The organism is Marinomonas gallaica, assembly GCF_001639745.1.
Lineage (GTDB): Bacteria > Pseudomonadota > Gammaproteobacteria > Pseudomonadales > Marinomonadaceae > Marinomonas > Marinomonas gallaica.
Map to the genome: position 1 here is coordinate 150,861 of NZ_LTAX01000008.1, position 21,145 is coordinate 172,005.

Here is a 21,145-nt window from a genome sequence, read left to right on the forward strand (position 1 = left end):
TTAGCCCTTTGGGGGTATAAAAAAGTCAGCTAAGATCGCTGGCTTTTAGGAGGGCATGCAGGACCTATACTTTGAAACGATCCAGAATGGATTTCTGAGACTCAGTGTGTGAGCGTTGTGTGTCCATGGCGTTATTAGAGTCTTGTGCTAGATCAACAACAGCAGTGGACAGGGTTTTAATTTTTACGGCATTTTGATTAATTTCTTCCGCAACGTGGCTTTGCTCCTGAGCCGCGGATGCAATTTGCGCATTCATGTCGCTGATCTGCTCAATGGATTGACGAATGCGAATCAGAGCCGTGTCAGCCAGCTTTGCATTCTCCACGGCTTTTACGGCGGTATTGCGACTTTCCGTCATCGCATGAGAAACCGCAGCAGAACCATTCTGTAGTTGCTCAATCATGCCTCGAATCTCTGTTGTTGATTCTTGAGTACGTTGCGCTAAAGTACGAACCTCATCCGCTACGACAGCAAAGCCTCGACCAGATTCCCCTGCGCGAGCGGCTTCTATCGCCGCATTCAGAGCTAGCAAGTTAGTTTGGTCTGCGATCTCGTTAATCACCGCCAAAATGGTCTCGATGTTACTGGTTGCATGCTCTAGGCCTTTTACTTGCTCAACTGCTTGATCAATTCGATCTGATAGCGCATCAATCGATTTCGCTGTGTCACTGACAACAGATGAGCCTTCTATCGTCGTGCGGTCGACTTCGTTTGCTGACTCGGAGGCTCGTTGCGCATTTTCAGCCACTTCGTTGGATGCCAATGACATTTCATGGATGGCCGTTGCCAGCATTTCTAGCTCTTTCAGCTGATCTTGCATGGCTTGCGAAGATTGGCGCGAACTGGTAATGGTTTCTGCACCGCTTGCTACCACACTATCACCTAACGATTTTAGTTGGGTGATTCGATCTTGTAGGCTGCTTGCAAATTGGTTAAACCCTTGTGCGAGCTCTGCGAACTCTGGTGTATTGCTAGGTGTGATGCGCTTGGTTAAGTCGCCTTCGCCTGTGGCAACATCTTGGATGGCTAAGTTCAGCTCGCCTAGAGGTCGCAACAGGGCACGAATCAGCAGCGTCATAACGACGATGCTCACGAGGATACCTAGAATGCCAAATACCAGTGCGTTATTACGAAGTGTCGCCAGCGCTGAAAAGGCCTTGTCTTCATCTACAACGGCGATCACGTACCAATCTTGGCTTGTTTCACGGGCGATGCTGATGAGGCTTTTGACGCCATCAACTTCCAACTCTTGTAAGCCTTCTTTCAACGTCACGGAGGGCATGATATCACTCATTGACTTGCCGTTGAGTTGTGTTTCAGGGTGTGCAATGACCTGTCCGTTGCCCGTCACAAGAAATAGATAACCCGCATCAAAGATGTTCACAGAGTTTACCAACTCAGACAAACCACCCAGTTCTAGGTCATAAAACATGGCACCAACAAATTGGTTACCGTTCATCACTGGGTTGCCAATAGAGATAATCATCTGCTTAGTCGATACATCGACATAAGGGGCAGTAACAACTTGTTGTCGCTCGCGTTTAGCGTCCATGTACCATGGGCGTTTACGCGGATCATAGCTCGCATCCGGCTCCCACCCCGCATCATTTTCAACGACAGCAGCATCAGACTCATAACCCAATCCGATGGCCAAGAAGCTTTCTTTGATGGCTGGCTTCTCAAGGAGTTGTTTAACGTATGTGCGATCGTTAGGGTTGATTTCTATACTCTCGGTCATACTCTGCGCCAAAGCCCGTTTATTAGACAATTCTGCGCTAATTGTATTCCCTACTCCGACAACCATTTCCTTCAGGCTGACTTTTACTAAACCTTCGACCTCTGAGCGAACAGTCATTAACTGCTGAATGCTCAACAAGCCAACGGTTAAGGCTAACAATAGCGATGACATCGCAACGACTTTATGGCTGAAACGCATGCTGGCTCCACTTTTCATTGATTAGAGTTGGTAATATATCAATTTTCACTTATTGATCACATTCTTTGCATTATAGATTACAAATAATAATTGGGGTCAGATAAAAAAAAGCCTAGAAGAGTTAAAGAAAATTAGATCTATGCAGTAGCTCTGCGCTAACAAACGGCTGCTCCAGACAAATTTCCGAGGAGCCGAGCGTTATGGCACAGAATCAACTCCTTGTTCAAAGCGGCTGGTTGAACCATTATTTGTATGTTATTTAGTACCAACTGGAGTTCAATATGAGTCGTATTCGTTTCGATCAAGATATTCAGCCGTTATCAGAATTTCGCGCAGGCGTAGCTTCTTACATCAAACAAATCAATGAGACTCGCCGTCCATTGGTCGTCACACAGCGGGGTAAAGGTGTAGCTGTTGTTATCGATGTTGCAGAGTATGAAGCAATGCAAGAGAAAATCGAGTTACTTGAAGAAATGCGTACAGCTGAAACCCAATTAGCATCAGGGCTTGGTGTTTCAAATGATGATGCGCGTACTCAAGTGCTGGGTCGCATTAAGAAATGAAAGTAGTTTGGTCTCCATTAGCACTTCAGAAGCTAGGCGATGAAGCGGAATTTATTTCATTAGATAATCCATCAGCGGCAGAAAAGTGGGTAAATGAAGTTTTTAACAAAACTGAACTACTTGGAAGTATGTCTGAAATGGGACGCTTTGTTCCTGAAATACCCATACTAAGTATCGTGAAATCATTTTTGGTCACTATCGTATTATCTACAGCTTAAGCCATGAGATCCGCGTACTAACAGTTCGTAATTTTTGTCAAATATTGTCGGAAGATGAAGTGTGAAGCTGTGTTATAACAAGTTATTTAAGAGTGACTCCCAACGCATGGCATTTCTCATCCCATCGTTGGGTTTTATGTTTAAGCTGGTGTGTCTGTATTGCGTTGCTCACACCTTAACAGGGTATTAGCTAATCGGAGCCATTCATGTCATCCATACCCAAGAACAAAGACGAGTTGCTTAGCGCTATCACCGCGGCGTCATCAAAGCTGTTAGAGGATTACATTGCGATACCCGAAGATATGTCGAGAGTTGTTGGGATTGAAGGCAATGTTAAGGGAACAGAGATCAGCGTATGTGACACCGCCGCATACTTAATCGGCTGGGGTAGGCTGATACTTAAGTGGCACTCTCGAATGTCTAGTGGGCAGCAAGTTGATTTTCCTGAAACTGGATATAAATGGAATCAGTTAGGGCCGTTAGCGCAGCACTTCCAAGAAGAATATAAAGATTGGAGTTTCATTAGCTTGCAGAAGGAGCTTCAACAAGTAACTCAAGAGATTTTGGCGTTGGTTCAATCCCTTGATAATTATGACCTTTATGAAACCTTGTGGTACGAGAACTATACGCTCGGACGCATGATTCAGTTCAACACGTCGTCGCCCATGAAAAATGTTCGAACTAAGGTAAGACGCTTTAAAAAAGCCAATCGGATCAAGGGCTAATGCGACTGTTTTGAGTGTGCATGTGCTTTGATCGCTACTTCAACTCCCAAAATACCTCGACCAGCATGGTTTTTCACGGCCAAAACGCAGTCATGATTCTTTCAAATGTCAGTTTATTGTAATTTTTCGCAGGATAGATTTAGAAATTTTCACATGTAAAATTTTTATGGATAAAATACGTTTATCAATTTTGAATAAATATTTTTACATAGGGAAATGGTTTATGAACAAGGAAGACTTTTGTTTTTCAAATCTTGGTTGGGTACGAAAAGTTTATATAATACTGATGTGGTTGTTCACCTTGGTATTGGTCGGATTTTTGTTTAGTAAATTTTTGAGTGATAAAGAAGATAGCTCTTCTCTGGGTCTATTTTTATTTTCCTTTATTATATTAACTGGTTTTTCAGCTTGGAAGCATTTTACCATAGTTAAAAGAAAGTCAATACAGCTGGGTGTGATCGCAGTAATAGACCTGTTTAGTGTTAATATTTTGTCATTTATCGCTTTGCTTATTTTCGCTGATGTTAGCAAGAAAGAGCAGGTTGCGCTTATAGCTTCTAAATAAAAAGTAGGCTTAATTAGTGTTTCTAGCATGATATGACGGGCGCGTATTTCAATTTCAGCTTTACTGTCAACATTAAGCCGCGCCCACCCTTTAATTAAGCGCTGATGTGTCGAGTTGCGAGACATGGCGCAAGTTTAGTTGCCCCCTACATCAATTCCCAGAACGCCTCTACCAGTGGGTTTTTCAGGCTTTTCTTTAATGTAAACAAGCCGATGTCGTACGGTTCCAGTTCGGGTTGTACGTCTAAAATCTGTACCCGTTCCATCAATGGGCTGTTGTCCAGCACGATTTTCGGTACTACGCCGATGCCAAACCCTAGACTCACCATGCTGACGATCGCTTCATTACCCGCGACTTGCGCGTAGATATTCGGTGTGATGTTGAGTTCGCTAAACCAATCGTCTACGCGAATACGCGAGACACCGCCTTCCGACACGATCATCGGTATTTTTTCCCAATCTTGTAAGGTAGTGGGTGACGTCGTAGGTACGTTGGGTTGTTGCTCGACGGGCGCGATAAATACCAAGGGGGATTTGGTAATGGGTTTAAACGCCAAACCTCGGTGCATGGTCACGGGGCGTGCGGCGATGGTGATTTCTTCGATGCCATCTAAAATGCGAGTGATGGCTTTGTCTGGGTCGCCGGTGTGCAACTTGATTTCAATGTGTGGGTGTACTTGACGAAAGCGGTTCAACAGTTCGAATAGAAAGCTGTAACTGGCGGTGACGGAGCAATAGATGCTGATTTCACCACTCAGTTGATCAGAGTTGTCGGTTAACTCGTGACGAATTAAGTTCCACTGGCTGGTGGTTTCCCGTGCGTATTTAACAAAGCGCTTACCCTCGCGAGTCAGTGCGACGGTACGGTTGTCCCGATTAAATAAGTCGACCCCCAGCTCTTCTTCTAAGCTTCGGATGTTACGGGACAGTGCGGAAATGCTGATGTGGCACTCGTCACTGGCGCGGCCAAAGTGGAGTGTTTCCGCTAACGCGAGGAATTGTTTAAGTGCTTTTGTGTTCATAGATCTTATGATAGCTCTGTTTTGCAAAAAATGGGACGTTATATTGCAAATATATCAATTTACGAAAGAGTTGCGCTTCTATACATTGATCTCACTCGCAGCAGGTCTTATTTGTTCAAGGCGTGTCTGTGTCACTCTTTTTTAATATCGGCGTGCTTAGATGTCGGTACTTTAAACATAAAATTTTAGGATGTGTTTACCATGGCTAACTACTTCAATACTTTGCCGCTACGTGAGCAATTAGCTCAACTAGCAAAATGTCGTTTTATGGACAGCTCTGAATTTGCAGATGGCGTTGAAGCGCTTAAAGGCAAAAAAATGGTTGTTATCGGTTGTGGTGCACAAGGTCTTAACCAAGGTCTTAACCTACGTGATTCTGGCCTAGACGTGTCTTACGCGCTACGTCCTGAAGCGATTGAGCAGAAGCGTCAGTCTTGGAAAAACGCGACTGAAAACGGTTTCGTTGTAGGCACTTACGAAGATTTGATCCCAACTGCAGACGTTGTTCTTAACCTAACGCCTGATAAGCAACACACACCAGTTGTTAAAGCGGTTATGCCGCTTATGAAAGAAGGCGCTTGCCTATCTTACTCTCACGGTTTCAACATCGTGGAAGAAGGCATGCAAATCCGTGACGACCTAACGGTTATCATGGTTGCACCTAAGTGTCCTGGTTCTGAAGTGCGTGCAGAATACGTTCGTGGCTTCGGTGTACCAACGCTTATCGCTGTTCACGAAGACAACGATCCTAAAGGCGAAGGTCTTGCACTAGCAAAAGCGTACGCTGTTGGTACTGGCGGTCACAAAGCAGGCGTTCTAATGTCTTCTTTCATCGCGGAAGTTAAGTCTGACCTTATGGGTGAGCAAACGATCCTTTGTGGTATGTTGCAAACAGGTTCGATCCTTTGCTTCGACAAAATGGTTGAAGAAGGTGTTGACGCAGGTTACGCATCTAAGCTGATCCAGTACGGTTGGGAAACCATCACTGAAGCACTTAAGTACGGTGGCGTGACTAACATGCTAGACCGTCTTTCTAACCCAGCTAAGATCAAAGCATTCGATCTAGCGGAAGAGCTTAAAGTGATCATGCGCCCACTTTACAACAAGCACCAAGATGACATCATCGACGGCACTTTCTCTCGCGTTATGATGGAAGACTGGGCGAACGATGATAAGAACCTTCTACAATGGCGTGCAGACACGGCTGAAACTAACTTCGAGAAAACACCAGCGGGTGACGTTGAAATCTCTGAGCAAGAGTTCTTCGACAACGGTATCTTGATGGTTGCTATGGTTAAAGCAGGTGTTGAGCTAGCATTCGAAACAATGACGGCTGCCGGCATCATTGCTGAATCTGCTTACTACGAGTCTCTACATGAAACGCCGCTAATCGCGAACACAATCGCTCGTAAGAAACTTTACGAAATGAACGCGACAATCTCTGATACAGCTGAATACGGTTGTTACCTATACAACCACGCGTGTCTACCTCTATTGGCTGACTTCATGAAAGACATCAAAACTGACGTGATCGGTAAAGGTCTTTCTTCTGATGACAACGGCGTTGATAACGCTCGCCTAATCGAAGTAAACACAGCGCTACGTTCTCACCCAGTTGAAGCGATTGGTTCTGTATTACGTGGCCATATGGCGGACATGAAAAAAATCGTTTAATACGATTATTGCGCTTGCCAATACTTTGTTAAAAATAGACTCGTCTTGGCTTCGCTCATGACATCGTAATGTTTATATGAAAAGCCGAGTGACTCCTAGAGTTGCTCGGCTTTTTTGTCGCGTTACTGTTTGCTTTTAGTCTTTGAAAAGGAATCTCTCATGGATACTGCCATCTGCTTAGACGATCTGAGCGTTAACTTTGATGATCGCTTTCATCTACATCACATCAACTGGACGATTGAGCCGAACCAGCACTGGGTCATTACTGGCACCAATGGTTCAGGGAAGTCGGCTCTGGCGGCGGTGTTGGCGGGTGTCGGCGATATCGAGCAAGGTACGTTATCCGGCCTGCCGAGCCGCGTAGGCTTGGTGTCCTTTGAGGCGCAAGCCGAGTTGATTGCCAAAGAGCTGAAGAAAGACGACGCCGACATTATGGATGTCATTTCGTTAGGCACACCTGTTCAAGAGATGATTTTTGATGCGTGTGCCGACCCTGAGTTGGCCACGGACTTAGTTGAGAAGTTTGGCCTAAGCCATTTATTAGACCGTGCGTTTCGTAAGTTATCGACCGGTGAAACCCGCAAAGTGATGTTGATCCGGGCTTTATCGAGCAAACCTGATTTACTGATCTTAGACGAGCCGTTTGATGGTTTGGATGTGGATACTTTGGCGATGTTGCAGCAGCATCTTGCATCCATCATTGAGACCACGCCGATGGTCATGGTGTTGAACCGTTTTGACGAAATGCCCGACTTTATTACCCATGTGGCGTACTTAGAAAAAGCCGCCGACGATTGCGGTCAATTGGCGTTCAAAGTGGATCGTCAGGATAAAAGCGCCTTTGCTGAGTTGTACCAACTGCTGCATCTGAAAACCACCGATCTGCAAGTCCCTGCGCCGGATTCAGCGTCTAAGCTCCCAAGCCTCGACCCCGATCAACCGCTGGTAAAGCTCACTGATGCCACCATAAAATACGATGAAACCGTGATTGTCGACAAGCTCAATTGGACGATTGAACCGGGTAAGCATTGGCAGTTGAGCGGCCCCAACGGCAGCGGTAAAACCGGTGTTTTGTCATTGATTACTGGCGATCATCCGCAGTGTTACAGCAACGATATTTTTGTGTTTGGTTTCCAGCGTGGTAACGGTGAAAGCATCTGGCAAATTAAACAGTTCATTGGTTATGTTTCGACGTCGTTGCAGTGGGAATACCGCGTCAGCGTAAGCTGTAAAAACGTGATTATTTCTGGTTTCTACGACAGTATCGGTATGTACTCAAAATCGACCGATAATCAGAAAAAAATTGCCGATGAGTGGCTTGCGCTGCTCGGTATGAAAGATCGTGCTGATCAGCCGTTTAATAAGCTTTCATATGGCGATCAGCGTTTGTTAATGATTGCTCGTGCCATGGTCAAACACCCGCCACTATTGATCCTAGACGAGCCGTGCTTGGGGTTGGACGACATGAACCGCCAGCTGGTGCTAGCGTTGATTGAGAAAATCTGCGCAGGCCATGAAACAACAGTACTGTATGTAAATCATCATGCCGAAGACCAGATATCAGGCATTGAAAACTACCTGGCGCTTGAAAAGAATCACTAAGCCAAGGACGAGAAAAGTCTTGAACATATAATGTCTCAAGGCTTTTCTGTAAAGAAGGTACGATCAGTCGCTTGTTTGTAGATGGTGTGCCAGCAGGCTGGTTAGCATCAGTTTCAGATCTTCAAGGGTACGTAAAGCACGGCGCTCGTTTTGGTTGACCACAACTAAGTAGGTGCTGTGTGTGAATTCAAGGTATAAGCGGGCGATCCGCTCACGCTCTCGGATATGCTTTTTCAAGCCAATGCGTTTAAAGACTTTCGACATTTGCGAGATCACCATGTCGTCATGACGCTCGTCGAGTTCACGCAGTTCTGGCACGGAGAACATCGCTTGTACTAGTCGCAGTACTGCACGCTGTTGACGATAGGTATGCAGGTTTATATCGACCACCTGATTGATGAATTCCGATAGGCTCAGCGCTTCTAAATCCCACTCTTGGATTTCTTTCAGTACGACTTCGATACTGTCGAGCCAAGTTTTGCCCATGGCGTATAAAATGGCCTGCTTATTGGGGAAATAGTGATACAGAGAACCAACCGAGATCCCTACTTCTTTAGCGATGATCGCCGTATTTAAGTCATTTAGACCTACCGTTTCAAGCAGTTCACTGGTGACATCTAAAATCTGTTGTGTGCGTTTAATCGAGCGCGATTGTACCGGCTCACTCCGCGGAGAAACAGATTGCAGGGTTTTCATCGTCTCGTGGGTCTTGGCCATGATGAGGGTGGCATCCTTTTAGCTAATGACGGTGAGTCGTAGATTGAAATTATACACTTCCGATTTCACACTGAATATCTTTGTTCAGCTTGGGCATGTGGTTTGCGGTGCTAGGGTAACCGGTCGAGCATAGAATAATAGAGCATACCTACCACTAAGCCGGGCCAGCGCAACAGCGTGCCGCCAGGAAAATCTCGCATCGGCAGCCGCTCAAACGCATCGATGCCTTCCAGTGAGCCTTGTACGGCTTTGGCAAAGATAGCGCCTGCGTAAGTGGCCATGGCCACACCATGACCAGAGTAACCATGTGCCACAAAGATAGTGTCTTCTTGACGTGCTATGTGTGGCATGCGGTTGAGCGTGATGGCTAATGTGCCGCCCCAAGCGTAGTCAATTTGATAGTCGCCTAGCTCGGGATAGGTTTGCAGCATGTGCTTTTTAACGAAACTGGCGATGTCTGTTGGAAAGCGGGCGCTGTAGTTTTCGCCGCCGCCCCATAACATGCGCCTATCTTTAGATAGGCGGTAATAGTTCACCACGAATTTTGAATCGGCAACGGCTAAGCGGTGCGGGTTGATGCGATCTGCTACAGCCTCAGGCAATGGTTCAGTGGCGATGATGAAATTGTTGATCGGCATGATTTTTCGTGCCGCTGGGCCATTTAAGTGCCCTAGATAGCCGTTGCAGGCAAACAAGACATAACGACAGGTTACTTGCCCGTTCGCCGTGGTGATCACAGGTCGCGGCCCCGTCGTGTATCCGATGACCGCAGAATTCTCATACAGCTGAGCCCCATGGGATTGGGCTGCATCGGCCAATCCCAATGCAAAATTTAACGGGTGAAGATGAGCGCCTTCTTTGTACCATTCGCCTCCGTGATAACGGTCGGTGCCTAATGTTTGGGCAACGGCGTTCGCATCAAGGTATTCGACGGCCTCGTAATGCAACGTGGAATGTTTATAGTCGACAGCCGCTTGTATGTCTTGGGCGTGACGCGCTTTATTCGCGACGTGTAAGACGCCATCGGTCAGGTCGCAGTCGATTTGATAGGTGTTGATTAGAGATTTAACCAAGGCCACTGAGTCAACTGAGCTCTGCCACAATATGTCGGCTGTCGCTTTGCCGACTTGTTTCGCGATATCGGCATGGCTCATGTTGTGACCTGGGCACAGTTGTCCACCGTTACGTCCGGAGGCCCCCCAGCCTATTTTATTCGCTTCGAGTAAGGTGACGTTATAGCCCGCCTGTGCCAGATGCAACGCCGCAGAGGTGCCAGTAAAGCCGCCACCAATGATGCAAATATCACTGCTGTGTTCGCCGATAAGCTGGGGATGCTCTTTCATCTTTGCGGCGGTAGCGGTGTAATAAGACGTTTCATGTGTGCTCAAACAAAGACACTCCTGTTGGTATCAAAGCCTAAAAACGGGTTGCTTCGTCAGTTGATAAATATGTCATCACTTTCTGGTATCGATGTAGGCGATATGGTTGATTTAACCCGTAATCTAAAATATGGTTAAACCGAAGTATTGTTCGGTTTATTGCCAAGCATAACCCAATACAAACAGATCGCAAGAGCAATGTACTGCTTTGTATGGTGTACAAAGCCGTCCACGTAAGGTGAGTTATGACAGAATTCGAGACGTTTTTAAAAGAGCATGCCATTACGGAAGTCGAATCAACGTTAGCAGACATGACAGGCAATGCTCGTGGCAAGTTCTATCCAACATTTAAGTTTTTAGCAGAGAAGACCGGACGTATTCCTGAAACCGTGTTAGTGCAAAGTGTCACCGGAGATTGGGCCGATAACCACTACGATATTGTCGACGCCAGTGACCGCGACATGGTGCTCAAGCCTGACCCAAATACCTTGCGCATGGTGCCTTGGGCAGATGAGCCAACAGCGCAAGTGATTAATGATTGTTACACCACGGACGGCCGCTTGCATCCGCTTTCCAGTCGCACCATATTGCGCCACATCTTGTCTTTGTACGAGAAAGAAGGCTGGCAACCGGTGATTGCACCCGAGGTGGAGTTCTACCTGATTGATCCAAACACCGATCCTGATTATGAGCTGAAACCTGCGGCTGGTCGCTCTGGTAAACGTGAGACTTCTCGACGCTCCTATAGCATTGATGCGGTGAATGAGTTCAATACCATCATCGACACACTCTACAGTTATTGTGAAGCACAAAACCTAGACGTCGATACTTTGATTCATGAATCGGGTGCGGCCCAGATGGAGATCAACTTTATTCATGGCGATCCATTGGATTTGGCGGATCAAGTCTTTGTATTCAAACGTACTTTGCGTGAAGCCGCCTTGAAACACGGTGTTTATGCCACGTTTATGGCGAAACCTATGAGGGATGAGCCCGGTAGCTCCATGCATATTCATCAAAGTCTTATTGATGCCAAGACGGGTAAAAATGTGTTTGATGATAACGGCGAGCCCAGCGCGTTGTTTTACCATTATCTAGGTGGTCTGCAGCAATACACGCCCAATGCGATTTCGTTCTTTGCACCGAATGTAAATTCCTATCGTCGATTCTCGCCAGAGATGGCGGCGCCGATAAACATGAACTGGGGCTTTGATAACCGTACGGCCGGGCTGCGTATTCCCTATGCTGCGCCTGAAGCGACACGCATCGAGAACCGTTTCCCCGGTGCGGACTGTAACCCTTATCTTGCGATTGCCGCGACCCTGGCCTGTGGCTACCTTGGCATTAAGCAACAGCTCAAGCCAACCGATCCGATACAAGGTAATGTGCCACCTTCTGAATACCCGGAAGTTGAGATTGCTCGTACATTAGAAGAGGGTCTGCGTCTATTGGAGGATTGCGAGCCACTGTGCGACATCTTAGGCAAGGACTTTGTGACCGCCTACATGGGGGTGAAACGCAGTGAGTTTGAAACGTTTAACCGAGTAATTAGCTCTTGGGAACGTGAGCACTTATTGCTAAACGTGTAATGACTTTATTTAAGTATTTGTTTAAACGGAATGTTGGGTAGTTTGTTTAACAGGTATAAAAAAAGCGGGTGGTATAAGCCAACCGCTTTTTTGCTTTTCCAGAGACTGGATTAGTCTTGTTTTGGCTTTTCGTCCCACACACTTAGGTCAATGTCTTTCTGGACTTCTGGATAGTCGTCTGAGTTAAACGTCGGTGTATGCGTTTTGTTTTGCGCGAAGTAATCTTTGGTCAGTTTCACAACCAGACCGGACAGCAATACGATTGCGATTAAGTTGATCGTCGCCATTAGACCCATCGCCGCATCGGCGGCATTGAATACCATCGCAACACTTTCGTAAGCGCCCCAAGGAATCATCGCCAACGCTAAGATACGTAGAATAAAGATACCCGGTTTGCTGGCCCATTTTAGGTAGGTTAGGGCATTTTCAGCATAGCTGTAGTTACCAATGATCGACGTGAAGGCGAAGAAGAAGATCGCAATCGCAACAAAGTAATGACCCGCGCCACCGATGTGGTGGGATAAAGCGGTCTGTGTCAGCACAATGCCTGACTCGCCGTTACCAAGTACACCAGATAGCAAGATCATCAGCGCCGTTGCCGTACAGATCAATAGCGTATCAATGAAGACACCCAGTGCCTGAACCATACCTTGTGACGATGGGTGATGCGGGTTAGGTGTCGCAACCGCCGCAATGTTCGGAGCAGAACCCATACCGGCTTCGTTAGAGAATAGGCCGCGTTTCACACCGTTTAATAGGGCACCCGCCACACCACCAGCTGCTTGCTCGATACCAAAGGCACTCTTGAAGATCAGCGCAAACATGGCCGGCACTTCGGTGATGTTCATCGCAATAACGAACAAGGCCAATAGCAAGTAAGCAACGGCCATAAATGGCACGACGATTTCAGCGAAACGAGCGATTTTACGAATGCCGCCAAAAATCACGATCGCGGCTAAAGCCATGATGATCAAGCCTGTGGTCAGTTTTGGAATACCGAACGCACCTTCCATTGCACCAGCAATCGAGTTGGCTTGTACGGCATTGAAGACCAAACCAAACGCTAGGATCAGTGCCAGCGAGAAGACTGCGCCTGCCCAAGGGGCTTTTAAGCCTTTACTGATGTAAAACGCAGGGCCACCACGTAGCTGACCATTTTGATCACGTACTTTGTACAGCTGCGCTAAGGTGCTCTCAGCGTACGCTGTCGCCATACCGATCAAAGCGACGACCCACATCCAGAAAATCGCACCAGCGCCGCCTAAGGCCAATGCAACGGCCACACCAGCAAGGTTACCCGTACCGACACGTGATGCCAGACTGGTACACAGTGCTTGGAAAGGGGTAATTCCGCCACGGTCGGCTTGAGGGGCTTTGAAAACGGTACGAATAAACTCTGGAAAGTGGCGAATCTGAATAAAACCCAAACGTAGGGTAAAGAACACGCCGACTGCTAACAGGCCATAAATGAGAATATAGCCCCAGAATAGGGTGTTCAAAGAATCGATAAGTGTTGCCATTAGGCACTCCCGGTTATTTGTCGTTATTTGCAAGGGGAATGGGCTCTTAAAGAGTCCTAGAAGCACTTCACGCTTACTAAGGAAGCTGTGAAGGAGGGTAAGCCTAGCGATTTTGAGGGATTTGGCAATAGGAAAAGGTCAAAAAATGCTCATATTTGGTGCACTTAACTTACTAAAGCCTTCTTTTGGTGCGAATATAAGGGGATAATCTCTATTTTTTTGTCATCTTTGGTAAGAATGCCGAGTCGGCATCGTCCAGATTTCTGATCACATATGGCGCCATCGTGCCATAAAGACGTCCTCACGTGAGGCCGTCTTTATGGTTAGAGTCCGCGATTTTTTATTTCAGAATGGCTTGGATTGCATCCCAATCCACAATTTTGAAGTTTTGATTATTGACTTGGTATTGGTGGTCAATGTTGTACCAGTCTTGCGCGATGAACAGACCATTAGGGTAGTCTTTACCTAAGTTCGCGGATACCGCGTGAATACCATCGGTATCCGTCGCGCCATCTGTGCCCAATGCGTCATCGCCGACAATAGCGAAGCTGTTCACAAATGCGCCGTCGTTGTTTAAATCGAACACGGCATAGGTATTATTGCCTTGGCTTGAAGCAATCAGCAGGTTCTGTTGTGCCGTCTGATACAGTGTTAGACCTTCGATATCATCAATCAAGTGCTCGCCATCGACCTTGGCAAACAAGGTGGCGTCATCATGACCATCAGGGCGCGCATCAAACGACCAGATCGCGTGGTCTTCTTCGCCAACATAAAGCGTTTGAGTCGCGTCATCGACGACACAGCCTTCTGGTTGCGTGGCCACCTGCAAGGTGCGGACTCGCTTGCCTTCTGCGACACCCTGGTCGACGCCGATGCGCCATTGTTCAATCTGCCCATCTTTGCCGTTTACAAACACGTACGGCGTACCGTCTTCACCGCGAGACATACACAGGCCGTACACTTCGTCGACGTTAGACAGCAGCTCTGGTGCTTCCGAGTGAACGGGGCCTTGCTTCACTGGCAGAGGTTTAATCGGGGTGTTGCTGCCATCAATGGTGTAAAGAGCGATCGTGTTTAAGTCACGATTTGACGCAGCCGCCAGCGTCAGTGTGTGGCCTTGGGCATCATGCAGGCCTTGGCGTAGATCAACGTTATTTGGTCGACCGCCTTCTAGGTATTGGACCTCTTCACCGGATAGGTTGTAGGCCATTAAGCCACCTTTCTTATTGGTGGCAATGATAAGACTCTTTTCCGGATGGTCCGGATTGATCCACAAAGCCGGATCATCGGCTGCATCGCCACCGTTTGCTACGGCTTTTGTTTCCGCTTTCGCGGGCACCAGTTTAACACCAGTGATCTCTAGCTGATGTGGCGTGATGGCATTAGTGACATCATAGCCAGATAACGTTTTCAGCTCTGACCACGATAACGTTTGATAAACAGGGGTATCCAGCTCCGTATTGCCGAGCCACAGCTGATTGCTGGCCGTGGTGATTAATTTAGCTTCTTCGATGTTGTCGACGGCAAATTTATTGATGAAGGCGTGCGATTCGCGGTCGTACAGTAAAAAGCCTTGGCCTTCGTCTGCGACCACTAAAGCCCCTTTGCCTTCGGCAGAGTAAAGAATGTCCAGGTCTTCGATTTCTTGTAACTGGCCAATGGGGGCGACCACGTCAACCAAGGTACGGTCTTTGACATTTTCAGGGTCGGCACCATACACCCAGATGCCAACGTTTTGTTCGGCAACGTATATCGTGCTGGTTGCATCGTCGATGGCACAGGCGCTTAACTCTCCGCCCACTTGAGTAATACGAACCGGTAACGGGCCGTCAGTATTGTTGATAATGCTTTGGATCTGATGCCCATCGAAGCCTAACTTGTATTGCTTAACGGTACCTTTTTCATCGTAAGCGGCGACAAATAATGCGCTGGTCGTTGCGTTTTTACCCAAACAGACGCCTTCGGGCGTCATGGAAATAGACAACTGATTTAGCTTCGTTAAAGGGGTGCTACTCTCTGGATCAATACGGTAAAAGCCAATTGCGTCTTCGTCTGGCAGCGCGATGGCGGCGATGTCGATGCGTGCACCATTCGCTGCTTGAATGCCATAACGCACGTCCGCTCCCATGGCTTCAATGCCTTTAATACGCTGGCGTTCTCTGCCTTGCGCGTCATACACAGCAATGCCATCGCCCTCAAGGGTCGCGATCAATAGGGACTGTTGCTGATCGCTGGACTGCCAGACCGCACTGTCGGCAATGTCCTCGTAGCTGGTGTCCGTGACAACGGCGTAACTAATATTAGCAGCCAGAATGGCTGTGGCGATCAGTGTGGGTTTGAAAAAGCTCATGGTCATGCTCCAAAAAATGTGTCTTAAGAAAAGCGATGCAGGCACAGTACGACCTACTCATGGCAGATTTGTGACAGGTATCATCCCCAACCTCTTTATAAGCAAGTTTTCATGGGAGATCGACGCTATTTGAGCTTATTTGACTGGGTTTTAGCTGTGTTTTATCAGCATGAACCGACGATATTTAACACCAGACTCTGTTGTTTGATAAAAAATAGCGTCTTCTATGAGCCGATCGGACTTTGGTTGTCACATAAATGTCATGTGATCGGAGTACAAAACGGTACAGTTTCTAGGAGAGTTATATGATCCGACACCTACATTATGTCGCCCTACATACCCATAAGTTTATAAAGTTAGTCAGTTTGCATTGGATTTGGTTAATGTCTATTCCGGTTGCTACATCACTGGTTCTGTTGGCAAACAGTGCGACGGGGGGGCTCATTCCCGTCTCCGATTGGACTTGGTTAGATATTGTCGGAGAAGGTGGCTTCGCACTGTTTTCCGTATTTTGGATGATGATCGTGTTAGCGACCCGTAAGAAAGGCCACACGACCAATTGGCTCGCATTCGGTTTTCTTGGTATGTATGTGGCGTGTTTGCAGGATGTGATGGATGAAATGTTTTTGATTCCGACGCACATGCATTGGGATGGCTGGGTGGAATCTTTTCCTATTGGGTTAACAGCCTTGGCGATTGGGCTGCTCTTTTGGTATCGCGAGCAGCGTCAATTGGACCACTATCTAGGCAAGCGGGCGCCAGCGTTTCAGAATCAGCCACCGCTAAACGATGACAGTTTGCTGCCCTCTTGGACTGGTCTTGTAAACGCCATTGACCAAGCACCGAATCGACAGTCCACGTTAGTGCTGTTGCGAGCGACCCCCGAAACCACGAATCAACCCCCGTTGTCAGTGTCTGATACCAGTAAACTGCGCTTCCTATTGGCGGAGATGTTGCTGTGGAACGTTCCTGAGTCGATCAAGGTATTCCATTTAACGGGCGAGAGCTATGCGCTATTTTCCTCTACTCCGATTGCTCAAGAACAAATCAATGATGTGGTCTTGCTGCTGCGCGCGATGCGCTTTCATGGCGAGAAACGTGTGTTAGCCAGCCATTTGCACGTCAAAGCGTGTACGGTATTGATTGAGGGCGTTTTGAGCGAGCGAGCATTGCGAGACAAAGTTCAGTGTGTACAAAAGACACTCTCGGATGAGTGCGATGGTATTTGGTCACGCCACTCAGTGACTGATGTGCAAGTCGCTTAAGTGATGACTGAATGGCGTGAAAATCACGACTCGTATCTACCTCTACAGGCAGGATCAGCGCAATTAACCGATTTTGTTCTCCAGAATGGCGAACATCTTGATGTGTTTCTGCGTAAAACCAAACTCTTTCGAAACGATTTACAGCGTCCAGATGTCACGCTTTCGGCGATGCAGTTGGCTCAGTTGTATCGCAATACCCGCGCCATGACGACTCACCCTGATTTAGCATTACGGCTCGGGCAGCAACTTTTGCCCAGCAGTTTGGTACAGTTTAGTGCTGGTTTAATGTACGCCCCAGATGTGGCGCGGGCGTTGGTGTTTTTAGAACACACTCAAGCACTGTGGTCACCACTGGTACACATCACTTCATTGAGCAGTGCTGGTCATTTGCACTGGTATTTCAGCGATGCCCAAGGTGTGTTGTTAGACGCTTATGAGCGTAATACATTGTTTGTGGCAACCATGGAAGCATTGCGTTCTGCGCTCTGCTGGTTTGGGCAAGGCATCGACGGTCGCCAATGGCGTTATGAGCTAAACAGCTTATCGCCAGCACTGAATTCGGAGTGCCAAAGCCACTGGCTATTGGGGGATGTGAAGCATGCCACGTTTGCTTGTTTGAGGATTCCTAAAGCACAGCTGACGCAGCCGTTTATTCACGCTTCCGATAGCCTGTATCAGATGACGTGTCAGCAGATTGAAAGTGTCCCTGCGAGCTTTCTTGGGACCATACAAAGTTACTTACTGGAGCAGGTAACCGATATGCCGTCACTGCAGCAAATGGCCGACCGGCTGGCGATGAGTCCCGCAACGCTGAAGCGCAAGTTAAAAGCGCATCGCACCAGTTATCAGAAGCAAGTCGACAGTGCGCGCGCCCTACTCAGTCATCATTACGCACATGTATTAGGTTACAGTTCTGAGCAAATCGCTGACACGTTATGCTTCTACGATGTCAGCAACTTTCGGCGCGCCATGAAGCGCTGGTTGATCATGACGTAAGCGTTTAAATGCTTACTTCTGGCGAATGATTTTAAGACCAAACTTGCTGATTTCTCCGTTTTCAAACTCTCTAACCGTCAGTTCTATCTCACCAAAGCGGTAACGGTCGCCGATCACGACTCGTCCATGGAACTTCTCTTTGAAAAACTCTTTTACGCTGCTATCGAGGTACGCCTCTTCAACTCTAAAAAAGTAGACGTAGGCAATGTCGCGCATTTTTGCATCGCTGTTGACGACAAAGTCACCATAAAACTGACTCATGGACGTTTGTTGCATACGTTGGCCTGGGGTGAAATATCGGTTCAGCTCGGAGTCATTTTCTAACTGAGAGAAAAACGCCGCTTTGTCAGTCCCACGCAGTACTTCATCGTATTCGACCAGCAGTTGTCCACCACGCATCACGCCCATTGGCCGTGAATATGGTGTCGACGGTAATGACTCAACAGAACAGCCTACAAGGTCACTGTCATCTGGCACTTCGTAAATCAAAATATGGCGATTATTGTAGTCATCAAAGGTAATGCTAAAAGCTTTTGGTGTCGCTTCTTTGTCTGGTAGCTCGATTTTGAGCCAGCGTGCGACTTGAGGAATAGTCCAGCCTTGTAAGACCAGCGACATGATGACCACAACAAAAACGAAATTAAAGTAAATGGGCGTTTGCTCGACGCCAGACAAAGACGGATACATAGCGAGGATGATCGGCACAGCGCCGCGTAAGCCACACCAGCTGATAAACAGCTGTTCTCGCCACGGAAAATGAAACGGCAATAACGATATTAGTACCGCCACAGGGCGCGCAATAAAGATTAACACCGCGCCGATAGCCAAAGCAGGCAAAATCACCGGCCCAATTTCACTTGGTGTGACCAACAGACCTAGCATCAAGAACATACTGATTTGGCTGAGCCACGCCATACCATCATGGAAACGGTGAACATCGCGTTTGTAAGGCATGTTATTAGCGTTACCTAGAATAACGCCAACAATATAGATGGCGAGGAAGCCACTGCCGCCCCATAAGTTGGTAATGCCGAAAATACTCAGTCCCGCACTGGTGACTAAAAGCGGGTACAACGAGCTGGCTAAATGCAGTTTTGGTAGCACCCGTTTGAGCAGCAAACCGCCCAATACACCAATGGTTAGCCCCAGCCCCATTTGTTGAATAAACTTCACTAATATAGGCCAGCCAAGGCCTTGTTCAGGGTTGCTGATCAAACTGACCATAGTGATCGTCAAGAAAATGGCCATCGGGTCGTTGGCACCTGATTCCACTTCAAGGGTCGCCCCCGTTCGTTCCTTAATGCGTAAGCCTGCGTTACGAATTAAGCCAAATACCGCGGCGGCATCGGTTGAGCCAATGATGGCACCGAGTAACAAGCTTTCTTTCCATGGCAGCCCAAACAACCAATACACCGCTGAAGCCGTTATTCCAGCCGTCAGCAGCACGCCTACCGTAGCTAATAAAAAGGCGGGCTTTAAACTGATGGCGAACGATTCGCGTCGAGTGCCGAGACCACCATCTAACAAAATGGTTGCGAGTGCCAAGTTACCAAACAGAAAGGCAAGGCCCGCGTCATCAAAGTGAATACCGCCAATACCGTCTTCTCCAGCCAACATGCCGATGACTAAGAACACTAATAGCAACGGTGTGCCTAAACGGCTCGACAATACGCTCGCTAAAATGCTGAGCAGTGCGAGCAAGCCTGCAAGAAAAATATATTGGCTCGAAATCTCAATAGTCATGCTGGGATCTACAGAAAAAAGTGGACGAAAACAGATACAGTGAAAACATTGATGGCGCGTAGAGCCATCTGGGTCAGTGTATGAAATGTTGAGCCCATAGAGAAGGTAGCAAGCAAGAACTCTGCCGGATTTCCGTATTTAAGTCGCGTGTATTTTATAGTTTGCCGATCGCGGATACAGGTAGTCCGTACAAATACTATACAGTCATTCTTTGTTTGCTAAGAAACCTCGGAGGAAATAAAGAATGACAATACGAATGCTTCTTTTAACAATGTTGTTTTCCATGTGTAGTGTCAAAGCAATCAGCGCTGAGCCGGATCCGAACCGACCTAACCGCTTTGATACTGAATTTGTCTACGAATCACGTGTGTCCATTGATCCGCAGCGCGTTACGGTAGGACAGAGTAAACACGGAGAACGAGGCATCGTTTGGATTACTGGTGGCACTGTAAAAGGGCCAAAGATTCAAGCCAATGTGATCTCCGGCGGTGGAGATTGGCAGCTTGGACGTCCTGACGGTGTGAGAGATCTGGAAGCGAAGTATGCGTTGAAGACCGACGATGGGTATGTGATTCTGGTGAATAACAAGGCACTGATTGATCGTCGTCCAACGCCAGACAACCCAGAGAATGACTACGTGCGCAGTGTGTTGAGCTTCGACGCTCCGATCGACAGTCCTTACGAGTGGATGAACAAGTCTATATTTCTAGGCACCGTTGAACTGGCCGACAACTTTGCTGAAGATCCTGCCGTGATTATACGAGTTTGGGAATTGCTGTAGTCACTCAAAAACGCCACATAGCCCACAACCAAAGCGAGCAGTCCTAACTCGCTTTTTTTTTTGCAGGCTGATGTATCTTGCATAAATTAATGTGGTTTTAATCACTTACCGGTAGATAAATTCACCTTAGACATTGGTTATTAATGTTAACGGATTTTACTTTTTATTTACATCTGGAGGCTGATCTACTCATCGATGTCTGAGTTACACTCTGACTATTAAAGATAAATTAACTTTCGTGCGCTCGATAAAAGGATTTTAAAATGGATTTTGACATCTATTCTATGGGTTTTAGCCCCAATGAGGTTAGAGCAGTTCGAAGTCAGGTTTCATTAATCTATCGTCTTTATGTAAAGATCGCTAAAAAACCTCACGCTGATTGAAGTGCTATGAAATAAACGTGTGCCACTTACTCGTTGAAATATGTAGTGGTCAACTAATTCCGGACAGTAAATTAGGTTGATTCTCTGCTTTGGCAGGTGGCACTCCATCGTTAAATTG

The 21,145-nt window shown here is 47.3% G+C and carries 17 protein-coding genes; 10 read left to right on the forward strand and 7 right to left on the reverse strand.

The genetic code is table 11. The annotated features are described in order from the left end of the window. Nucleotides 1–64 precede the first annotated feature (64 nt). On the reverse strand, nucleotides 65–1,936 hold the full coding sequence (locus AYW76_RS09835) for a methyl-accepting chemotaxis protein (RefSeq protein WP_067219204.1): 1,872 nt from the start codon (nucleotides 1,934–1,936) through the stop codon (nucleotides 65–67). A gap of 281 nt (nucleotides 1,937–2,217) precedes the next feature. Here AYW76_RS09835 and AYW76_RS09840 point away from each other — a divergent pair, with 281 nt between their 5' ends. The 4 genes from AYW76_RS09840 to AYW76_RS09855 all read left to right on the forward strand — a co-directional run bounded on the left by AYW76_RS09840 (nucleotide 2,218) and on the right by AYW76_RS09855 (nucleotide 4,007). Further along, the gene (locus tag AYW76_RS09840) at nucleotides 2,218–2,499 is read left to right on the forward strand and encodes a type II toxin-antitoxin system Phd/YefM family antitoxin (protein WP_067219206.1); all 282 of its coding nucleotides are present in this window, start codon (nucleotides 2,218–2,220) and stop codon (nucleotides 2,497–2,499) included. Then, nucleotides 2,496–2,717, forward strand: a complete 222-nt coding sequence (locus tag AYW76_RS09845; RefSeq protein WP_231872585.1) for a type II toxin-antitoxin system RelE/ParE family toxin — start codon at nucleotides 2,496–2,498, stop codon at nucleotides 2,715–2,717. The genes AYW76_RS09840 and AYW76_RS09845 overlap by 4 nt, the downstream gene beginning before the upstream one ends. A 206-nt stretch (nucleotides 2,718–2,923) precedes the next feature. Continuing rightward, the gene (locus AYW76_RS09850; protein ID WP_067219208.1) at nucleotides 2,924–3,442 is read left to right on the forward strand and encodes a ClbS/DfsB family four-helix bundle protein; all 519 of its coding nucleotides are present in this window, start codon (nucleotides 2,924–2,926) and stop codon (nucleotides 3,440–3,442) included. Nucleotides 3,443–3,665: 223 nt separating this feature from the next. Next, nucleotides 3,666–4,007 (forward strand): hypothetical protein, encoded by a 342-nt coding sequence (locus AYW76_RS09855; RefSeq protein WP_156489055.1) that lies wholly within the window; start codon nucleotides 3,666–3,668, stop codon nucleotides 4,005–4,007. A 145-nt stretch (nucleotides 4,008–4,152) separates the two neighbouring features. Here the strand turns inward: AYW76_RS09855 and ilvY are convergent, their stop codons facing one another. Further along, entirely contained in the window at nucleotides 4,153–5,028 is an 876-nt protein-coding gene (gene ilvY / locus AYW76_RS09860; protein WP_067035236.1) for an HTH-type transcriptional activator IlvY, read from the reverse strand. Nucleotides 5,029–5,229: 201 nt separating this feature from the next. Between ilvY and ilvC the strand changes: the two genes are divergently transcribed. Further along, the gene (ilvC, locus tag AYW76_RS09865) at nucleotides 5,230–6,702 is read left to right on the forward strand and encodes a ketol-acid reductoisomerase (protein ID WP_067219214.1); all 1,473 of its coding nucleotides are present in this window, start codon (nucleotides 5,230–5,232) and stop codon (nucleotides 6,700–6,702) included. 159 nt (nucleotides 6,703–6,861) lie between these two features. Continuing rightward, entirely contained in the window at nucleotides 6,862–8,304 is a 1,443-nt protein-coding gene (gene modF / locus AYW76_RS09870) for a molybdate ABC transporter ATP-binding protein ModF (protein ID WP_067219217.1), read from the forward strand. A 63-nt stretch (nucleotides 8,305–8,367) separates the two neighbouring features. Here the strand turns inward: modF and AYW76_RS09875 are convergent, their stop codons facing one another. Beyond that, complete coding sequence (locus tag AYW76_RS09875; RefSeq protein ID WP_067219220.1) at nucleotides 8,368–9,021, reverse strand: TetR/AcrR family transcriptional regulator; 654 nt, start codon at nucleotides 9,019–9,021, stop codon at nucleotides 8,368–8,370. Nucleotides 9,022–9,131: 110 nt separating this feature from the next. Further along, nucleotides 9,132–10,409 carry an NAD(P)/FAD-dependent oxidoreductase gene (locus AYW76_RS09880; protein WP_067219222.1) on the reverse strand — a complete coding sequence of 426 codons (1,278 nt, stop codon included), beginning with the start codon at nucleotides 10,407–10,409 and terminating at the stop codon, nucleotides 9,132–9,134. Between the two features lie 236 nt (nucleotides 10,410–10,645). On the opposite strand from AYW76_RS09880, the gene AYW76_RS09885 reads away from it, so the two are divergent. Continuing rightward, entirely contained in the window at nucleotides 10,646–11,989 is a 1,344-nt protein-coding gene (locus AYW76_RS09885; protein ID WP_067219225.1) for a glutamine synthetase family protein, read from the forward strand. Between the two features lie 110 nt (nucleotides 11,990–12,099). Here the strand turns inward: AYW76_RS09885 and AYW76_RS09890 are convergent, their stop codons facing one another. Next, nucleotides 12,100–13,509 (reverse strand): alanine/glycine:cation symporter family protein, encoded by a 1,410-nt coding sequence (locus AYW76_RS09890; RefSeq protein ID WP_067219228.1) that lies wholly within the window; start codon nucleotides 13,507–13,509, stop codon nucleotides 12,100–12,102. A gap of 340 nt (nucleotides 13,510–13,849) precedes the next feature. Continuing rightward, complete coding sequence (locus tag AYW76_RS09895; RefSeq protein WP_067219232.1) at nucleotides 13,850–15,859, reverse strand: phytase; 2,010 nt, start codon at nucleotides 15,857–15,859, stop codon at nucleotides 13,850–13,852. A gap of 305 nt (nucleotides 15,860–16,164) precedes the next feature. Between AYW76_RS09895 and AYW76_RS09900 the strand changes: the two genes are divergently transcribed. Together AYW76_RS09900 and AYW76_RS09905 are read left to right on the forward strand one after the other, a co-directional pair. Further along, nucleotides 16,165–17,124, forward strand: coding sequence for a hypothetical protein (locus AYW76_RS09900; protein ID WP_067219235.1), 960 nt, complete (start codon nucleotides 16,165–16,167; stop codon nucleotides 17,122–17,124). Nucleotides 17,125–17,127: 3 nt separating this feature from the next. Further along, nucleotides 17,128–18,120 (forward strand): AraC family transcriptional regulator, encoded by a 993-nt coding sequence (locus AYW76_RS09905; protein WP_067219238.1) that lies wholly within the window; start codon nucleotides 17,128–17,130, stop codon nucleotides 18,118–18,120. Nucleotides 18,121–18,132: 12 nt separating this feature from the next. On the opposite strand, the gene AYW76_RS09910 is transcribed toward AYW76_RS09905, so the two are convergent. Beyond that, nucleotides 18,133–19,863, reverse strand: coding sequence for a potassium/proton antiporter (locus AYW76_RS09910; RefSeq protein ID WP_067219241.1), 1,731 nt, complete (start codon nucleotides 19,861–19,863; stop codon nucleotides 18,133–18,135). 244 nt (nucleotides 19,864–20,107) lie between these two features. On the opposite strand from AYW76_RS09910, the gene AYW76_RS09915 reads away from it, so the two are divergent. Beyond that, nucleotides 20,108–20,644, forward strand: coding sequence for a DUF3237 family protein (locus AYW76_RS09915; RefSeq protein WP_082866184.1), 537 nt, complete (start codon nucleotides 20,108–20,110; stop codon nucleotides 20,642–20,644). Nucleotides 20,645–21,145: the final 501 nt, after the last annotated feature.

Excerpts from the sequence above, each read along its gene's own strand:
- AYW76_RS09835 (WP_067219204.1), bottom strand. The coding sequence starts at position 1,936 with ATGCGTTTCAGCCATAAAGTCGTTGCGATGTCATCGCTATTGTTAGCC.
- AYW76_RS09840 (WP_067219206.1), top strand. The coding sequence starts at position 2,218 with ATGAGTCGTATTCGTTTCGATCAAGATATTCAGCCGTTATCAGAATTT.
- AYW76_RS09845 (WP_231872585.1), top strand. The coding sequence starts at position 2,496 with ATGAAAGTAGTTTGGTCTCCATTAGCACTTCAGAAGCTAGGCGATGAA.
- AYW76_RS09850 (WP_067219208.1), top strand. The coding sequence starts at position 2,924 with ATGTCATCCATACCCAAGAACAAAGACGAGTTGCTTAGCGCTATCACC.
- AYW76_RS09855 (WP_156489055.1), top strand. The coding sequence starts at position 3,666 with ATGAACAAGGAAGACTTTTGTTTTTCAAATCTTGGTTGGGTACGAAAA.
- ilvY (WP_067035236.1), bottom strand. The coding sequence starts at position 5,028 with ATGAACACAAAAGCACTTAAACAATTCCTCGCGTTAGCGGAAACACTC.
- ilvC (WP_067219214.1), top strand. The coding sequence starts at position 5,230 with ATGGCTAACTACTTCAATACTTTGCCGCTACGTGAGCAATTAGCTCAA.
- modF (WP_067219217.1), top strand. The coding sequence starts at position 6,862 with ATGGATACTGCCATCTGCTTAGACGATCTGAGCGTTAACTTTGATGAT.
- AYW76_RS09875 (WP_067219220.1), bottom strand. The coding sequence starts at position 9,021 with ATGGCCAAGACCCACGAGACGATGAAAACCCTGCAATCTGTTTCTCCG.
- AYW76_RS09885 (WP_067219225.1), top strand. The coding sequence starts at position 10,646 with ATGACAGAATTCGAGACGTTTTTAAAAGAGCATGCCATTACGGAAGTC.
- AYW76_RS09890 (WP_067219228.1), bottom strand. The coding sequence starts at position 13,509 with ATGGCAACACTTATCGATTCTTTGAACACCCTATTCTGGGGCTATATT.
- AYW76_RS09895 (WP_067219232.1), bottom strand. The coding sequence starts at position 15,859 with ATGAGCTTTTTCAAACCCACACTGATCGCCACAGCCATTCTGGCTGCT.
- AYW76_RS09900 (WP_067219235.1), top strand. The coding sequence starts at position 16,165 with ATGATCCGACACCTACATTATGTCGCCCTACATACCCATAAGTTTATA.
- AYW76_RS09905 (WP_067219238.1), top strand. The coding sequence starts at position 17,128 with ATGACTGAATGGCGTGAAAATCACGACTCGTATCTACCTCTACAGGCA.
- AYW76_RS09910 (WP_067219241.1), bottom strand. The coding sequence starts at position 19,863 with ATGACTATTGAGATTTCGAGCCAATATATTTTTCTTGCAGGCTTGCTC.
- AYW76_RS09915 (WP_082866184.1), top strand. The coding sequence starts at position 20,108 with ATGACAATACGAATGCTTCTTTTAACAATGTTGTTTTCCATGTGTAGT.